General features: G+C 59.2%; 15 protein-coding genes and 1 pseudogene. 10 read left to right on the top strand and 6 right to left on the bottom strand.

Annotation, left to right across the window (positions count from 1 at the left end):
- Window positions 1-156 precede the first annotated feature (156 nt).
- From istA to SS05631_RS28020, 4 genes and pseudogenes are all read left to right on the top strand, one after another.
- Entirely contained in the window at window positions 157-1698 is a 1542-nt protein-coding gene (gene istA, locus SS05631_RS28035; protein WP_037437027.1) for an IS21 family transposase, read from the top strand.
- A gap of 15 nt (window positions 1699-1713) precedes the next feature.
- Window positions 1714-2475 carry an IS21-like element helper ATPase IstB gene (istB, locus tag SS05631_RS28030; RefSeq protein ID WP_037427675.1) on the top strand — a complete coding sequence of 254 codons (762 nt, stop codon included), beginning with the start codon at window positions 1714-1716 and terminating at the stop codon, window positions 2473-2475.
- A 160-nt stretch (window positions 2476-2635) separates the two neighbouring features.
- Window positions 2636-2857: pseudogene (locus tag SS05631_RS32255) on the top strand (GNAT family N-acetyltransferase); the annotation flags it as partial.
- Window positions 2858-3071: 214 nt separating this feature from the next.
- On the top strand, window positions 3072-4442 hold the full coding sequence (locus SS05631_RS28020; protein ID WP_095678123.1) for an ISNCY family transposase: 1371 nt from the start codon (window positions 3072-3074) through the stop codon (window positions 4440-4442).
- A 332-nt stretch (window positions 4443-4774) separates the two neighbouring features.
- On the opposite strand, the gene SS05631_RS28015 is transcribed toward SS05631_RS28020, so the two are convergent.
- Entirely contained in the window at window positions 4775-5077 is a 303-nt protein-coding gene (locus tag SS05631_RS28015) for a hypothetical protein (protein WP_037425447.1), read from the bottom strand.
- 263 nt (window positions 5078-5340) lie between these two features.
- On the opposite strand from SS05631_RS28015, the gene SS05631_RS28010 reads away from it, so the two are divergent.
- The 3 genes from SS05631_RS28010 (at window position 5341) to SS05631_RS28000 (ending at window position 8748) form a co-directional block, all read left to right on the top strand.
- A complete protein-coding gene (locus SS05631_RS28010; protein ID WP_037425444.1) occupies window positions 5341-6951 on the top strand; it encodes a hypothetical protein in 1611 nt (536 codons plus the stop codon).
- Entirely contained in the window at window positions 6941-7966 is a 1026-nt protein-coding gene (locus tag SS05631_RS28005; RefSeq protein WP_037425441.1) for a dienelactone hydrolase-related enzyme, read from the top strand. The genes SS05631_RS28010 and SS05631_RS28005 overlap by 11 nt, the downstream gene beginning before the upstream one ends.
- A 500-nt stretch (window positions 7967-8466) precedes the next feature.
- A complete protein-coding gene (locus SS05631_RS28000; RefSeq protein ID WP_348225563.1) occupies window positions 8467-8748 on the top strand; it encodes a hypothetical protein in 282 nt (93 codons plus the stop codon).
- A 499-nt stretch (window positions 8749-9247) separates the two neighbouring features.
- Here SS05631_RS28000 and SS05631_RS27990 read toward each other — a convergent pair whose 3' ends face one another.
- From SS05631_RS27990 to SS05631_RS27970, 5 genes are read right to left on the bottom strand one after another with little or no spacing between them, the layout of a single operon-like run.
- Window positions 9248-9841: a hypothetical protein gene (locus tag SS05631_RS27990; RefSeq protein ID WP_095678122.1), complete on the bottom strand. Its 594-nt coding sequence runs from the start codon at window positions 9839-9841 to the stop codon at window positions 9248-9250.
- Window position 9842: 1 nt separating this feature from the next.
- Window positions 9843-10181: a hypothetical protein gene (locus SS05631_RS27985; protein WP_244412358.1), complete on the bottom strand. Its 339-nt coding sequence runs from the start codon at window positions 10179-10181 to the stop codon at window positions 9843-9845.
- A gap of 57 nt (window positions 10182-10238) precedes the next feature.
- Entirely contained in the window at window positions 10239-10940 is a 702-nt protein-coding gene (locus SS05631_RS27980; RefSeq protein WP_037425407.1) for a thermonuclease family protein, read from the bottom strand.
- Complete coding sequence (locus SS05631_RS27975) at window positions 10937-11473, bottom strand: succinoglycan biosynthesis protein exoi (protein WP_037425406.1); 537 nt, start codon at window positions 11471-11473, stop codon at window positions 10937-10939. The genes SS05631_RS27980 and SS05631_RS27975 overlap by 4 nt, the downstream gene beginning before the upstream one ends.
- Window positions 11470-12078, bottom strand: coding sequence for a hypothetical protein (locus SS05631_RS27970; protein ID WP_037425405.1), 609 nt, complete (start codon window positions 12076-12078; stop codon window positions 11470-11472). The genes SS05631_RS27975 and SS05631_RS27970 overlap by 4 nt, the downstream gene beginning before the upstream one ends.
- 222 nt (window positions 12079-12300) lie before the next feature.
- Here SS05631_RS27970 and SS05631_RS27965 point away from each other — a divergent pair, with 222 nt between their 5' ends.
- The 3 genes from SS05631_RS27965 to SS05631_RS27955 are packed head-to-tail and all read left to right on the top strand — an operon-like array spanning window position 12301 to window position 13865.
- A complete protein-coding gene (locus tag SS05631_RS27965) occupies window positions 12301-13212 on the top strand; it encodes a lytic transglycosylase domain-containing protein (protein ID WP_037425404.1) in 912 nt (303 codons plus the stop codon).
- A gap of 11 nt (window positions 13213-13223) precedes the next feature.
- On the top strand, window positions 13224-13562 hold the full coding sequence (locus SS05631_RS27960) for a TrbC/VirB2 family protein (protein WP_011971086.1): 339 nt from the start codon (window positions 13224-13226) through the stop codon (window positions 13560-13562).
- 3 nt (window positions 13563-13565) lie between these two features.
- Window positions 13566-13865 (top strand): VirB3 family type IV secretion system protein, encoded by a 300-nt coding sequence (locus SS05631_RS27955; RefSeq protein ID WP_080582725.1) that lies wholly within the window; start codon window positions 13566-13568, stop codon window positions 13863-13865.

The following is a 13865-nucleotide window of genomic DNA, read 5'->3' as shown; positions in this document are numbered from 1 at the left end:
TGAGCACGGATTTCACCGCATCGTGAGCACGGATTTCGCGGGATCGTGAGCAGCGATTTCAGACGATCATGAGCAGCCTTCTCGAAGGTTGTGGACGCTTCGGCCGACATCTCAACCAGGCTACAGGATGCCTCGTCAATGCAACGAGGAAGCCTGATGCCAACCCAGAGATTGTCGATGCGCCGGATCAGAGAAGTTTTACGTCTAAGACATGTCCAAGGCCTGACCGAGCGTGTCATCGCGCGCACGCTCGGGGTGAGCAATGGCGTCGTGCATGGTTATCTACGGCGCGCCCGTCTTGCCGGGCTGAGCTGGCCGCTGCCCGAAGGGATGGATGACGAAGGCCTTGAGCTGCTCCTCTTCCCGGCGCCGAAGGCGGCATCGCAAAGCCCCCGGCGACCGATACCCGATTGGAGCTATGTGGAGAAGGAATTGCGCCGCCGCGGCGTGACGCGGGTGCTGCTGTGGGAAGAGTATCGCGCCGCCAATCCCGACGGCTTTGGCTATACCTGGTTCTGCACGACCTTCGAGGCCTGGAAAGGGCGGACGCGCCCGACGATGCGCCAGACGCACCTGGGCGGCGAGAAAGTGTTTGTCGATTTCGCTGGCGACACCATCGACATCTTCGACCCCATCACCGGCGAAGCGCACGCCATGAAGCTGTTCGTCGCAGCGATGGGCGCCTCGAACTATACCTACGCCGAGGCGTGCCCGAGCGAGAGCCTGCCCGATTGGATTGGCGTTCACACCAACCTTTTCACCTTTCTGGGCGGCGTCCCGAAGTTCGTGATCTGCGATAATCTCAAGGCCGCCGTCACCAACCCCGATCGCTACGACCCCGGTCTCAACCGGACCTATGCCGAGATGGCGAGCCACTACGGCACCGCGGTACTCGCGGCGAGGCCGAGACGCCCGAAGGATAAGGCAAAAGTTGAAGTTGCGGTGCAAATTGCCCAGCGCTGGGTCCTGGCGCGTCTGCGCAATCAGCGCTTCTTCTCCCTGGCAGAGCTGAACGCTGCCATCCGCGTGCTCGTCGCCGAACTCAACGCCCGCCAGATGCGCGGTTTCGGCTCCAGCCGAGCCGAACTCTTCGCCGAGATCGACAGGCCGAAGCTGGGAGAACTGCCGGACCAGCCATACGTCTTTGCACGCTGGAAGCGTTGCCGCGTGGCACCCGACTATCACGTCGAGATCGACGGGCATTGGTATTCCACGCCCTACCGCCTCATTCGCGAGCTCGTCGATGTGCGGATCGCCGACAAGACGGTCGAGATCTTCCACAAGGGCCAGCGGATCGCCAGCCACGCCCGTGCACCCAACCGGCGCGGCCATACGACAGTCGCCGATCACATGCCGAGCGCGCATCGCCGCTACGGCAAGTGGACGCCGGGAGGATTGATCGCCGCCGGCGAGAAGATTGGTCCTTCCACCGCCGCCTTCTTCCAGGCTGTCATCGCGGACCGGCCGCATCCCGAACAGGGCTTTCGCACCTGTCTCGGCATTCTGTCGCTGACCAAGAGCTACGGCAATGCACGTGTCGATGCGGCCTGCCAACGCGGCATCCTCATCAAGGCGCGCTCCGTCGCCTCGATCCGTTCGATCCTCAAGAACGGCCTCGATCGCGCTTTCCTCGACGAGGCGCCCGATCACCAACCTCTGCGCCACGGCAACATCCGCGGTCAGGGCTATTTCCACTGAACCATGGAGGTCTCAATGCTCACCCACCCCACTCATGAACAGCTGATCGCACTCGGCCTGACCGGAATGGCCAAAGCCTTCGAGGAGCAGCGACGATCGCCGGATCTCGATGCCCTGTCGTTCGAGGAGCGCATCGGGCTTCTTGTCGATCGCGAAGCCGCCGAGCGCGACACCAAACGGCTCACGACGCGGCTGAAGTTCGCCGCGCTGCGCCAAAGCGCCTGCGTGGAAGATGTCGATCTGCGCACGCCGCGCGGCATCGACCGCGCCGTCTTCGCCCGGCTCGTCGCCGGCGACTGGATCGACCGCCACGAGAACTTGCTCATCACCGGCGCAACCGGCCTTGGCAAGAGTTGGCTGGCCTGCGCTCTCGGCCACAAAGCCTGCCGCGACAATCGTTCGGTCCTTTACCATCGCGTCCCGCGGCTCTTCGAGGCGCTCGCCCTCGCGCGGGGCGACGGACGCTACGGGCGCCTGCTCAAGACGCTTGGGCGCGTGCAGATCCTCATCCTCGACGACTGGGGCCTGTCGGTTCTCACCGCGGCCGAGCGCCGCGACCTCCTGGAGATCCTCGACGATCGCCATGGTCGCGCATCGACCATCGTCACGAGCCAAATCCCCGTGGAACACTGGCACGACGTTATCGGCGATCCCACCCTCGGCGACGCGATTCTTGACCGCCTCGTTCACAATGCTCACCGTCTTCAACTCACCGGAGAAAGCATGCGAAAACAGAACGCTCAACGCTCAGCTCTTGACGCAGACTCAAACACCTGAATCAATGAACACGTCGGTCGAAGCGGCCGCTCATGATCGCCTGAAATACCTGCTCACGATCAAATGAAATGAGCGCTCACCATCGCGTGAAATGGCTGCTCACAATCAGCGAAATGCGCAACCAGGACTTCCAATGTTCGGCATCACATCACAAGACGGCGGTTACGGCGGCGATCTGCTTACCGATTGCCTGCAAAGGATCGCCGGAATTGCTGACCAGATTGGGATCGCCGTCGTTCTTCTCGATGTCCTTGTTTGCGGTGACGAAGAAAAGACGAGCCGGCGTGTCGCGCTTTACAGCGAATATGGCTTTCAACCTTTGCCGTCAATGCCGCTTCGGATGTTCCTGCCGATCGCGACGATCAGGAGCCTAATGGGCTAACGCGCATTCGGTGCGCGATGCACGCATTTAAACGAAATGTGCCACACCTGCATGACGGCGGTTTAAGTGCAAAAAGCAACAGGAACAAAACCGCTCTGCTGTTCCATAAGATAGATTACGCGATTTTTGCTTGTAGCCGCAAAGTTAAAGTGTCCTGATCCTGCAAAGTAAGAATGTCACTCTCCCCGCGTTTTGATGACGTGGGAGATTGCGGATGGGATTGATTGCGATGAGCGAGCGCGACCTGCAGCGGATCGAGGTTTTGTCGAAGGTGGTCGACGGCCGGATGACGATGGTGTCGGCTGGACATGTGCTTGATCTGAGCACCCGCCAGGTTCGCCGGCTCCTGGAGCGGATCCGGACGGATGGTGCGGCATCGATCCGCCACAAGGCGATCGGTCGCCCATCGAACAACCGGATTTGCGACGGCGTGCGCGACTATGCGGTGGCGATCGTGCGCGAGCGTTATGCGGACTTCGGTCCGACGCTGGCGGCCGAGAAGCTTGCCGAGCTTGATGGTCTAACCGTGTCGCGCGAGACCTTGCGCAAATGGATGTCGGAGGCCGGCCTGTGGCTGTCACGCAAACAGCGCCGGACGTTCCATCAGCCGCGGCTGCGCCGTGAGGCCTTGGGCGAGCTGGTGCAGATCGACGGCTCCGAGCATCGCTGGTTCGAGGATCGCGGGCCGCCGTGCTCGCTTTTGGTGTTCGTCGATGATGCGACCGGCAAGTTGATGCAGTTGCGGTTCGTGCGCTCGGAAAGTGCGTTCAGCTATTTCGAGGCGCTGGAGCTCTATCTGCAGGCGCATGGTGCTCCAGTCGCCTTCTATTCCGACAAGCATTCGGTGTTCCGGGTGGCGAAGAAGGATGCCAAGGGCGGTCAGGGCATGACGCAGTTCGGGCGCGCGCTTTCAGAGCTAAACATCGAGATTTGCGCAAACTCGAGCCAGGCGAAGGGCCGTGTCGAGCGGATGAACCGGACGCTACAGGATCGGTTGATCAAGGATCTGCGCCTGGAGGGCATCTGCGGCATGGACGACGGCAACGCTTTCCTGCCTCGGTTCATGGAGCGCTATAACCGGCAGTTTGCCATTACCCCTACCCGGCCTGATGATCTGCATCGGTCGCTGAATCTTGCCCCGGATCGGCTGCGCGACGTCCTGTGCAAGCGCGAGCAGCGTTATGTCGGCGCCCAGCTGACGTTCTCCTACGAGCGCCAGCGGATCATGCTCGAGGAGAACGAGGTGACGCGCGGGCTGGTCGGCCGCTATGTCGAGACCTACGCCTATGCGGATGGCCGGCTGGATGTGCGCTGGAAGGGGCATTCCCTGCCCTATAGGACGTTCGACAAGGACCAGCGGGTGACGCATGCGGCGATCACCGAGAACAAGCGGCTTTCCGATGTGCTGGCCTACATCAAGGAACGTCAGGACCAGCAAACGAAGCCGGCCGTGAAGACGAACAGCGAGAAGAATGGCTACACGCCGCGTGGTCGCAAGCCGGGCAGGCGGACGGATTTCATGAACTATCCCGCGATCATTGCTCGGCGGCGGCAGGCGCTCTCCAAGCTTGATGCGGCGGAATGACTGGCTGCTTCAACTGTCCAAGCTAAAGCCGATGGGGGCGTCTCACCCGCCCCCTCCCTTCCCTTGCAGCCCGGCCCAGCCGGTCCGGTCGGGGGCTTGCCCTAGCGCAAGTGGAGATGCCGAGTGTCGTATTTCTAAATGGCTGAAGACGCGCCCAAAGTGACATTTCAACTTTGCGCGACGGCGGACATTTCAACCTGGCCGCCACAGATTATAACATTACGGAGGCGGCTGACGTGTTCGACGCAATGGTCGACACGGGGCACCGCCGCCGACATAATAAACAGCAGTGTGGTCTCAGCACTTATTGTGCAATCGCCATAAAAGGAGACTCAGGAAACCGATGTGCTTGGCCGATCGCGAGGGGCTTCCAAGACGGAATTCATCTCATTGGCGTTCAGGGTGCCACGTGTCGCGATCAGGTAAGCCGCCATATAGGCCAGCTTCAGCCTCGATTCCCGATCGCCCCGCGGCCGGTAATTGACGATCGCCAGCCGGCCGGCTTCTTCATCCCGCGCAACATCTAACAATCGGTTTGCATAGGCTACGTTCGTAACCTCGCTGGCCGCCCTGCGTTCATCCCACGCACGAACGGCGTCCGCGGTCGCTAGTTGCGCCGCGATATGCCGCTCCATCAAGTCGCAAAGGGAAACCGCAGTTTCCGCCCCGCTCTCTTCTTTTTGTCCCGCCTTGCGCTCCGGCGCTGACGCGCTCAAAGCCGCGCTCGGGCGCGGAGAAATGGAGCCGGTACCACGGGACGAACGCGAACTGGATGACGACAACGATAGCATGGTGGAATGCCTCACCGATCAAGTTGCATTGGGGGCGTTAAGACCATTGATTGAGGCTGAAGGCACGATAGGATACGAAACGAAACGAAATTTGGGCGTATAAGCCGTTGGAAAAGAACGGAAAGATTTTTGTCGCACCGCCCAAGGACGGGAGCGATCTCAAGGAACTGTTCAAGCAGTTAGCCGCTGCGGGAGCAGGCCGCCCATTAGGCAGTGACGGGTTTCCGCAAGGCCCATGGACGCCGGAGCTTTTGGCAGAGGCGATTTCACAGATCGACTCCAACCGGATCGGAGTCGATTTGCGGACGGTGCAGCTCTGGTTTCAAGAGAACGAGAAGGGGATTAGCCCGTCCAACATTCGTTGGCTGGCGCGGATCTTTGGGTGCGACGATCCGGAAGCGACCAGCGAATGGCAGATGGAGCTCAGCGCGGCACAATCACGGCTAACCGCCAAGAGACGAGATTCGAAGAAGGCGGGTAGCAGCACGGCGCTGCGGGTTCCAGATATGCCGCCGCCTGTGGCGGTCGATGATCAGACGCAGCCTGCGGGCGATCTGCCACAAGGCATTGATGCCACCCGGCGAAGACAGGGTTTCAGCTTGGCGAGAAAATCGGAGGCGCTTTTTAGCCATGGATCTCCCTTGAATCTACCGGCGTCGATATTCGCGGGTGCCTCCGCCCTTGGGTTTTTGTCGTATATCGTGGGGATCCACAGCGCCACATATAGCCGGGCGGATGGTGTCGTTAAGCAGGTCGGTTTTCTATGGGCGCCGAACTGGACGTTCCTCTTCATGGTGCTCTTGCCGCTATTTTTCGCGTTCGTGATAGAGCTGCTGGTCTTCTGGAAACATGACGCGCGCTTCAGGCTGGTAGCGCAAGGCGACCGGTTGGAAAGCGACGATGCCTGGACGCGCAACGTTCAAGCTTATTCGTACACATACTGGGCGGTTTTCTTGATCTGCGTCTTGTTCGCGGGTCTTTTTCAGTGGATCGGCGTGTGCTTGATCCCGTTGATCAACGGCGGTGGCAACTATGCGGTAGATTGGGGCAAGTTAGCCATTGTGCACCCTGAAGTCATATCAGTGCCGATGACCATTGTGTTCACAGGTCTCGCATATCTCTACATGTGCCTCTGCTTTTATCTTTTTTTCGCGGGCCTCATTCTGCTTCATATGATCGTCCATGATCTTTGGAGAATTGAAGAGGCGTCAACGATGCGACCGGTGGAACATCGGCGCCAGGGCGGTGAAATCGGCCTTAGGGTAATGCGGGGAATTTTCCGGTGTACTGTCCTGGGTGTTCTGGTCGCCATATGCATGAAGGTCCAAAGCTCTTACCTGAGCTCGAACGGAGGAGATATCGTGACCTGGATAGCCCACGATATGTCTTCGATCCTGTATGAGCGCCACGACGGCGGCAATAGCTTCAGCTATAGAATGCCAACGCATTACAGCAGCCTCCTAGTCGCCATTTCGACCTGTATCGTTTTTCTGTACGGTTCCATCCGCTTGGGTGTCGGAATGTGGTTTCGCGTGCCTCTATGGAGGATGTCTGCGGTCGTAGGGTTGCTCTTTGCCAGCTACTTGTTGATCGATGCCTTTGAGGGCTTTTCGATCCTCCTCGGCGTTGGAGTGCTGCTCGCGACATACGGCCTCTTTGATCCAGAGTTTGGGCGATGGCGAGCAAGCGCGTTAGGAAGCAACCAGAGTGTATCATAATTGGCTTGATCGTTGGGACGAGCGGCGGGCGCGGCGCGGTGAGGAAGCGAAGAAAGTAACGGATTTCATCCTCGACGCCGGCAGGGCCTTTCCGGGCGAGAAGAGGATAGAAACTATCGACGAGTTTTGTGTCCTTGCGGACCAGGCCCTGTCTGATTCAAGCTTTTACGATGAGCCGAGCGGGAGCGGTCAGGGCTTTGAAAGGCACAATGGGTGGCTCAGATTTCCATCGGACATTTCTACTGACGTCGAAGAGAACAACGTCGTTTGGGCAAAAATCACCGAGAGCGGCTCGCTCGATCAGGCATTGGTGATTTTTCATCACTGGAATGCCAGCGCCCGAAATCGTCAGATTGCCAAGTTTTTCTCGCAGCGTGGGATCACCGTTGTCGAGATTGCTATGCCTTATCACTTCGAACGCAGCCGTCCCGGCTCGCTGTACGCCGATTATATGCTTAGTTCGAATCTCGGCCGAACGATCCAGTCCGTAAGGCAGGCCGTATGGGATGGGCGAAAGCTCATCCGCTGGCTGAAGAGCGAAGGCTATCGAGAGGTCTCGGTTCTCGGCATGAGCCTTGGCTCCTGGGTTGCGGGATTGATCGCTGCGCATGATCCGGCGGTATCGAAGGCCTCGTTATTTTTGACGGCGGGTAGTCTCGCAGACATGGTTTGGACGGGCCGCGCGACCCGATCGATACGTGATAGCCTTGAGCCTGTAATTGAGCTCACCGATCTCCGAAGGGCATGGGGTCCGCTCAACTTGGAGAATTACGCGCATAATCTGGCACGGTCCGATCTCGAACTTCACGTCGTGTTGGCTACGAGGGACAAGGTGGTGTTGCCCGACCTATCGAGACGCCTCATTCAGAAGCTGAAGGAAGCCGGAGTCCGACCGAATGTTTTGGAACTGAACTGCGGTCACTATTCGCTCGCCATGCCGCCTTACATTTTACTGGCCGGTTTGAGCTTGAAGCGGTTTCTATCGTGTGCAGACAAATCGGCCCAGCGAATATGACTCGGCCGCCGTCATGTCACGGCCCGAAGGGCAGATGGGGGAGCCGATTTTGTCGCTCGCGGCAAAATTGGGGGAACCATCTGTCATTGAGGCAAGCCCATTAGCTCGGTACGATCGCCCTATGTTGAGAGAGAAAACTACCTCTCCGTATTACACCGAAATAACGGCCGAAGGCCGCATATTTTCAAATCACTGAGAGGGGAAGAAAGAGCCCTGCCCTCTCTCCCCCACAAGCACTAAACCGGTATCCCCATGCTTCGGCCCGATGGCCTGCAGCACCGGACGGCTGCGCCGACACGGCCCTGCGGGTGGGTGATCCCCCTCCGGTTTAGCGCTTGTCCCCCTCTCTTCCGCTGTTCCGCACGAGCTCGGGAGCAGGAGCGGGGCTCCTGCCCTCCCTTCGATTTGGGAGGTCCGGGAATTAGCGCGGGGCCTGGGGGATTGAGGGTGCGAGGACAGAGGATTTTGGAATAGAAGCTGCGGTGTCGTTGGAGGCGATGATGGAGCGGCATATAGCGGCGCTATCGGCGACTTCTGATGCGGTGCGCGAATGGGATGAACGCCGCGCGGCTGGCGGTGTGAGCAACGTGGTCTACGCAAATGCTCTGCTCGAGGTGACGAAAGAGGAAGAGGCCGCCAGGCTAAGGATCGTCGAACACCAACCCCGCGACGATCGGGAGTCAAGGCTGAAGCTAACCTACCTGGCAGCTTACCTGTTCGCGACTCGGGGTGCGTTAAAGGACGAAGAGATGGCCGCTGTAATGCTCGCGGCCGACCCGTGAGGTAAAACAAAGTCCGCGGATCACGGGCTTTGTCTTGTGTTCAATGGTAGATCAGTAATAGTGCATCGCCTGCCATCCGGCCGGCGATTTAGCAAACCCTACTACGCCTGGCTGTGCTTCACGGCCGGGTTTCCAAGTGATTTGGACAGCGCAAGATACTCCTGGCCCCATAGTGTTCTTGTCACACTGGCCCAGGGTTAACGTTGCAGAAGGGAAACTTGGCTTGGCCTTCCGGAAGGCTGCAATAGCGTCGTCAACGGGTGGGATAGCAAGTTCCGGTTCCGCGGGTGTCGCGGTCTGAGCCACCGGCTCAGTTGCAGGGCAAAGAGACGGATCAGCAGAGATAGCCGCCACCAGTTCTGCTTTCGAGATGGCCCGAGCTTCAACTTTCGGCTCGGAGGTTGCAATGTAGGTGCCGCCGGCGCCAGCCGCTATACCGAGGGTGGCTGCGATCGCGATTATGGCGTTCTGGTGCATAGGTTCTTCCTGTTAGGCCAGGCTAGGTGCGTAGATTGAACCAGAAGCGCTCTTTGACGCCCTTGTCGTTGGGAATGTCGAAGAACCAGGGATTTGCGCGCCGCGGACGGGGGGAAGTTACCTGCACCTTGCAGCCGCTGTAGCGATTGTCGCGATTCCCGAAATGGTTGCTGTTGCCGCTGATGGACCTTACGGTCACGCCGTTAAGCTGGTTGGCGTCCTCGTCACCATAGAGGCGGTTGTACTCGCCGCGGTTCTCGCATCTGTCCACGACCCGGACGCATTGGTCCTCCTCGTTGCGGCGGCGCAAGCCATTGTCGTTCCCATCATTGCTAGAGGTGGGGCGCGACCCTGCAGGGCAGTCCTCGAACTCTTGCCGGCCCGGCTCGCCGGCCTTCGCCTCGTGGCAAATGGGCCAATCAAATCCCGGCTTCGACATTGCGGCTATCAGCCTCTTCATCGGGGGCACGCAATAGGGAACGCCCTGCCAGGACGGATTTTGCGAGGCAGCGCAAAGGAGAACCTGGCAGCCCCAGGAAGCATCTTCTGCCTTTGCTCCTGTGGGGGGCAAGGTAAGCGCAGCAAGACCGGCTGCAGCATAAAGCAGGTGTTTCATGTCAGTTGGCCCTCATGATGGTTGCGGCTGGAGACGCGTGGTCGACGAATAGCTTGTCGGCGTGGTGCACTCGACCGCCTGCTGCGTAGAGGACGGCGGCGACGAGCGCGAAGGCTGAGAACCAGAGGATCCCGATCCGAAAAAGCATCGGCTGGTTGGGAATGTCCCGGCAAAGCGGTGGAAAGGCGAATAAGCCGACGAGAAAGCTGTCCAGCGCCAGATGACGTCGATCGAGAAAGAGGATCGAAAGGATCAGGAGCACCAGGGCGAACGGACCGTGCACCCACCAGATTCGTTCCGAAACGACGATCAGCGCAAACGATAAGGGAATGGCGAGCATTAAGCTCGCCAGCGGATCGGTTGCGAATGAGCTCGCAATATGTGCGAAGTCGGGCAACTATCGGTCTGTCCTCTTCGGCTTTTTCCGCGCGTCGATGAAGGGAGGCGATATCTCGCTTTCCCGTTCGACAAGCAGGTTGAAATCAGCGATGGGCTGGCGGTCTAGCGTCTTGTCGACGGCCTTGCGACGCCACTCGTTCATGTCGAGCACGTAAGTGGCCCACATGCCGTAGCGGGCCGCCATCGCATGCTGCTGATAGACGAGGTATTGGCTGTTGTATGAATAGGGCGACGCGACACGCGCCCATCCGACACGAAGCATCTCGACCGCAATATCGCGGCCGGCTGAGGTGCAGCGGGCCTGGGGGATACCGTCACTGCCATACGCTATGACGGTACATTCGACCGGTTTCCTGCCAATGGTCCTCTTGAGCCACGCCTTTGCAAGTGGGCCGCACGGAACGGGTGGAGGCGCCTTTTGCCGCTCGCGATCCACCCACCTGGGATCAATCGCCCACTGTGGGAGCTCGCACGCGTCGATCTCGACGAGGCGAACGCGCTGCGCATATTGCGGATACCACAGGGTGCGGCCGTCCATGACGGCGACTCGGCCATTGTAGACCGGATTCTGGTAGATCGGAGCCTCGCTCAATCTCTGCGGTGGCTGAGCCGCTGCGATCGGAGTCTCGATGAGATCCGCGGCTGTGGCTGCGTGGGGGATCGTAGCGAGCGCGGCGGCTGCAAGTAGGTGTCGCTTCATTGATCTGCCTTCTTGGTTCGCGCGTTTACCTCGCGGCTCAAGAGAATGGCCGGATGCTGGACGTCTTCGAACTGCCAGAGGCCGGCACGCTTATCGCGCGCAAGTTTCTCAGCCACGGCATAGGGGACGTGATAGGGCATGCCCTCACCGTTCAGGGCCGCGAAGGCGTATCCGCTCGTGATCAGGACGTTTGCCAGATCAAGCCGCTCCTTCCCAACTGTGGCGTAGCAGACGACGTAAGCGATACCGTCTTTCTTCACCACCGGGGCGCAAACGGGTTTGGTGTCTTTGATATAGGCCGCCAGCACAGCAAGGGACGCCTCGCCGCAGTCGCGTTTCTGCCCGTGCTTGTCCGTATAGGCCGTGCCGCGCAAACAGGACTGGACGCCGTAGAGGCGGAATCTTTCACCACTGGAAACCCACGTGTCGCCTGTTTCCAGGGTGACGCCAGGAAGAAGATCGAAATAGCCTGCCGGCGCTGCGGATACGGATGTCGGCAAGAGAGCCAACAGAAGGGAAAGAGCCTTTCTCATTGACCCTTCACCCTCGGATCGGCCCACATTCCGAATGAGCCCTTCTGGCCGATCTCCTCAGCTTTGGAGAGATCCGGACGAACGGGAGTTCCATCTGGCTTTTTTGCGAGGCGGAGCGCGCCGAGCGACAAAAGCTGCTCCTCGAACATATCGACGGAGTCGAGGCTACCGGGGAAATTATAGTAGCCGTAGCAGGTGGCGTTCTGGACGGGCGAACCTTGCTCGCTCACGAAGGCACGGCAAAACACGACCTTCGGGTTTTGCAAAAGGATTTGAAGCTGCTGCTGCGCATAATCGGTGCAGTTCCCGGCGAAGTCTTCACTGCGATTGACCATTTCGCCCTTGCATGGCTCCAGGCCAAAAAGGTGCAGTGTTGTCTTGTCATCCACGCGAAAGGCGGTCGGTGAAACGGCCTTGAATCCGGCCGTTGTTGCATAGCCCTTCCGATCGGCGATCTTCCCGCTTCCGTCGTAATATTCGAGCACGAGAACCGTCTTGCCCGGCGCTGCGAGCGATTTGATGTAGTCCTTGTTGATGTCCGAGAGGGACAAAGCAGGTGTTGCGATAGCGCAACTTGCGAGTGCGGCGATGATGGTCCGTTTCATTTTCTAGCCCTTACCCATATTGCTTCCGCTCGTTCCCCTGCAATAGGGGGTTTAAGTCTGCCTCGAAAAGTTGTATCGCTGAACCAAATCGATGCGACACTTCCACCAGCTTAGTTGGTTTTCGTTTCGATCACAACACCGCAAGTTAGGCGCGCGGCGATGGAAAAAAGGGCTAGAGTTTCAGGCGTTTTAGGCTGGGCCGCTTTGACTGGAAGCGCCCTTTTGTGCACGAGCTGGGGTCCGATTTCTTACGCCCAAGATGGGCAAAAATCTGCAAATATTATAACAGGTAAAGGCACTTGGCCTATCGATAGCAAGGCGGAACTTGCAACGAACTTCGATGCGCGCTGGCGCGGCTCAGTGAAGGAGTTCGTGCTAGGGGCCGATGGCGTAGTAACGCAGCAAGATGCGGTTCAGAACAAAGCCGACAAAAGCCACCATGATTTCGGGGGTCCGCATCATATTGATGCAGATTTGAGCAACTTCGCCCCCTCCGACAATGTGCCGAACAGGGTTGATGAACCGCAAATTCCTACCGGATCGATACAGCAAATTGATTCAGTTCGGCGGATCGATGACAACACCAACGACGTGTATAAGTGCGGTCCGTCTCCGCTCAGCCAGGAAGAGGTTAAGTCTCTGGTTGTGCAGACGGCGCGCAAATATCGCGTCGATGAAGTCTTCGCGACGGCCATCGCCTGGGCGGAGAGCGGCTTTGACCAAAGCCGCAATTCCCCAAAGGGCGCACGCGGACCGATGCAGCTCATGCCTGCTACGGCTGCGCGGTTCGGCGTCAAGGACATCTGTGATCCCGCACAGAACATTGAGGGCGGAATGAAGTACCTGCGCTTTCTGCTCGATGAGTTTCAGAACCCGCTCCTGGTCGCGGCTGCCTACAACAGCGGCGAACAGCGGATCTATCAACACGGCGGCATCCCGCCGTTCCAGGAAACAGTCGGATACGTCGCCAAGGTGGTGAACTACCAACTCGGGCTGCCAATACCGTCGGCGAAAGGCAAGGCCAGGCCGGCCGCCGCTCCGCAGGCGGTCTCGGATGCGAGTGACAGCGGCGACGCCGGTGTCATCGCCGTGAAGAAGACCGGCAAGTTTGTCGGCGGTGTCATGCACTTTTGAAGGAGTGAAACATGCAATTTGAAATGCAAACGAGGAAGTCTCAGGCTCTCAAGCTCGCAGCGACGCTCGGCATCGTGGCTGCAGTCCAGATTGCGGGGGCTGATGTGGCTCTGGCGCAGAGCGCAGGCGGCGCGTTCGGGCCGCTGCAGACGGCGGTGCAGATGATCGTCGATTTCATCACCGGCCCGTTCGGTCGGCTGCTCGCGATCATCGCCGTTATTGGGCTTGGCTTTCTGGCATTCGCCGGACGCTTGTCGTGGTTCACTGCCGGCGCGGTCGTGATGGGAATCGGTCTGGTGTTTGGCGCACCGGCGATCGTCGACGAGATGATTTCAGCGGTCGGCCAGTGACCGATGAGTGAGTTTCAGGACGAAAAACCAGCTCTGACGCCCCTGGTGATCGGTTTAACCCGGTCACCAACGCTTTGGGGCGTGCCTTACATGGCGGTGGTCCTGATCGTTGGCGTCACCATCATCGGCTGGCTTGCAACGAACGACCTCCTGGCGTTGCTCATCGCACCGGTCGCTTACCTTGTCCTGTTCTCGCTCTGCACCTGGGACAACAAGATCCTGGACGTGCTGCAGGTGACGTCCCGCAAGACGCCCCGCACGCCCAACAAACGCTTTTGGGGCACCAATTCTTACGGACCGTGA

Source organism: Sinorhizobium sp. CCBAU 05631, assembly GCF_002288505.1.
GTDB lineage: Bacteria > Pseudomonadota > Alphaproteobacteria > Rhizobiales > Rhizobiaceae > Sinorhizobium > Sinorhizobium fredii_C.
Note: the sequence above shows the minus strand (reverse complement) of the source record. Positions and strands in the feature narration are given on the sequence as shown.